We start from the raw sequence: 3,176 nt of genomic DNA, 5'->3' as shown, positions 1-3,176 counted from the left end.
GATTGGGAAAACCACGAGCGCAAAAAGTCCGGCCTAACCGGCAGCCTGAAAAACGGCGTGGCGATGGCCGGTTACGGCAAGACCCAAGAAAACCTGCAGCAAAACAGCGTATCGTCTGCCGTAACCTCCTCGCAGATAGGCAGCCTGAAAGGCAACACCACCGTAGCGGCGGGCGGCAAACTGAGTACCGAAGCCGCACAACTGTATGCCGGTGGCGATCTGAAGCTGCAGGGGCGCGAAGTTTCCCTTGGCGAAGCCTACAAACGGAACGAGCGGCACAGCGAAGCGCAGCACAAACAGAGCGGCTTCTCGGTCGGCATCACTTACGACCCCTATACCGCCGGCAAAAATGCCTGGGACAAAGCCATGCAGGGCGGCGGGTACAGCGACAGTATCGTCGGCAACTGGATGCAGCGCAGCAGCGCCTCAGCCAAAGCCAGCCAGGCGGCGGGCACGCCCGTTGTGATCAGCGGCGGCCGCAGCCGCAGCACGCAGGTGCAGGATGGCAGCAGCGCCGAAGCCGTCGGCAGCTCGCTGACAGCCGGCCGCCATCTCAGCATCCGTGCCACCGAAGGCAACATCGAAGCCAGAGGCGCACAGATCGCCGCCGAAGGCGATGCCCTGCTGTATGCCCGCGACGACATCCGGCTGCTGGCCGCGGCCGACAGCCGCCGGCAAACCGGCAGCAGCAAGCGTAGCGGTTTCTCCATCGACAACCGCGACCATATCACCCCCTTCGGCACCTTTAACGATCAGGGGCAGGCTGCGGGCGAGATCGGCAGCATCAGCGGCAGCACCCTGTCCGTGGGCGGTAAAACCCGTCTGCTTGCCGAAAAAGGCAATATCGCCGTCAGCGGCAGCAGTCTGGTCTCCCAAGACGATCTGCTGCTTAAAGCCGGCGGCGACATCGACATCCGCGCCGCCGAACACCGCCAAAGCCAGAGCGAGCGCCAAGTTTCTTCCGGCATCGGCAGTGCCGTTATTTCCGACACCGAGCACTTTAGCGGCTGGATGAAAAACCGCCGCGAGAACGAGGGCGAAGAAACCCGGCAGGCCGCCAGCCAAATCGGCAGCCTGAAAGGCAGCGTACGGATAGATGCCGGCGGTGCCTACCGCCAATCCGGCAGCGATGTTGCCGCCGCCCGCGACATCGACATTGCCGCCCAAAGCGTCGATATCCGTACTGCCGACAATCACGGCCGCAGCCGCCAGTCCGAGCGCGACCTTAAAATCGGCACCTTCGCCAAAATTTCCTCGCCGCTGATCGATTTGGTCAACGCTGCCGAGGGTGCCGCCAAAAGCAAAGCCGACGACCGCACCCGCGCCCTGCAGGGTCTAGCCGCCGGTGCCCAAGCCTACCAGCTGGCCGATTCCGTCGGCAAAGTGGCCGATGCCCTTAAAAGCAACAACGGACAGCAAGGCGCCGTCCTCTTGTCCGTTGAAGCCGGTTTCGGCTTTAAAACCGCCAGCAAGGAACAAAACCAAAACTACCGCCAAAGCCAGCAAAGCAGCCTGAAAGCCGGCGGCGACATCAATATCCGCAGCCGTGAGGGCGACATTACCGTCCAAGGCAGCAACATTACTGCGGGCGATACCATCCGTCTCGATTCCGCACGCGATATCCGGCTGCAGTCGGCCCAAGACAGCCAACATCAGGACGGCAAAAACCGCAATGCCGGCGTACAAGTCGGCGTCGGGGTTTCCGTTGGTGCCCAAACCGGCGTCTATATCTATGCCGAAGCGGCCTACGGCAAAGGCAAAAACCGTTCGGACAGCCAAACCCATCAAAACACCCTGCTGCAATCGGACAAACTGCAGCTCAGCAGCAAGGGCAATACCGTGCTGAACGGTGCCCAAGCCCATGCCCGACGCATTGATGCCGATGTCGGCGGCACCCTTTATATCGAAAGCCCGCAGGACACTGTCGAACAGGAGAGCAAACAAAGCGGCGGCGGCATCCGCGCCCAAGTCGCCCTCGGTACCGCATGGAGCGTATCCGGCAACTACAACCAAAGCAAAGCCAACGGCCACAGCCGCAGCGTCGGCAGCCAAAGCGGTCTCTTTGCCGGCGAAGGCGGCTACCACATCACCGCCGACAGCGTCCGGCTTAAAGGCGGTGCCATCGCTTCTGCCGCAGACAAAGACCACAACGAACTGACCGCCCGCAGTTTCAGCTTTGAAGACATCCGCAACGAAAGCAGCTACAGCGCCAGCAGCATGGGCATCGGTGCCGGTTACGGCGGCAGCCTGAAAGGAAGCGACGGCTTCAATCAAAGCGCCTTTGGTCGTGCGTCCCAAACCGCCGGCCAGAACATGAACAAAGGCCTCAACTACAGCCCCACCCTGCCGCAGCATGAAAGCGGCGGCAGCCAAGGTTATACCCGCTCGCTGCTCAGCGAAGGCAACATCACCATCGACGGCCGGCAGACCAGTGCCCGCGCTCTCGGCATCCATACCGATCTGCAAAACGCCCACCGCAGCGCCGAAGCCGTACCCGATCTGCAAAACCTACTCGACAAACAGCAAACCATTGCCCAATCGACTGCCGCCATCCACAGTGCCGTCGGCACCTATAGGGGCAACCGTGCCAAAGCGGCAGCCGAAGAGCTGGAAAAACAACAAGCCGCCCACGAAGGCAGCCTGAAAGAGCGTAACGACGGCAGCTACGAACACTACCTCAGCCTAAGCGACGCACAACGGCAGCAGGAGATGCTGGCCCATTCCCCCGCCTACGCCCAAGCCTACCAAGAAGCCCGAAGCTGGGGCGTAGGCGGCAGCAAAAGCCGTGCGCTTAGCGCCGCCGAAACCCTGATTACCGGCGCATTGGGCGGCCAGGGGGATCTGCAGCTGGCGGCCAATACTTTGGCACCGTATGCCGCAGCCGCCATCGGCAAGCGCTTCGGCCACGGTGAAAACAAAAACGAAGCCGCGCAAGCAATCGGCCACTTTATGCTCGGCGCGGCCTTGGCCTACGCCAACGGCGCCGACCCGCTTGCCGGCGGCAGCGCTGCCGTTGCCGCCGAACGTGCAGCCGAATACCTGGCCAAACAATACGACGACGGCCGCACTGCCATCGACCCGATAAGCGGAAAATTCAATCCCAACCTTCTGCCCGAGCACATCAAAGAAGAGATCAAAGCGCAGACCGGGGCGCTTGCTTCGGTGGTCGGTGCGGC

The 3,176-nt window shown here is 62.0% G+C and carries 1 protein-coding gene; it reads left to right on the top strand.

Going from position 1 to position 3,176, the window contains the following annotated elements; all coding sequences use genetic code 11:
* Nucleotides 1-3,176 (top strand): hemagglutinin repeat-containing protein (locus OP500_RS11130; RefSeq protein ID WP_274070994.1); only part of this gene is annotated, 3,176 nt, incomplete at both ends.

Source organism: Kingella sp. SNUBH-2017 (genome assembly GCF_028680565.1).
Taxonomy (GTDB): domain Bacteria; phylum Pseudomonadota; class Gammaproteobacteria; order Burkholderiales; family Neisseriaceae; genus Kingella_D; species Kingella_D pumchi.
The sequence above is the reverse complement of the archived record's forward strand: the minus strand, read 5'-3'. Positions and strand labels throughout refer to the sequence as shown.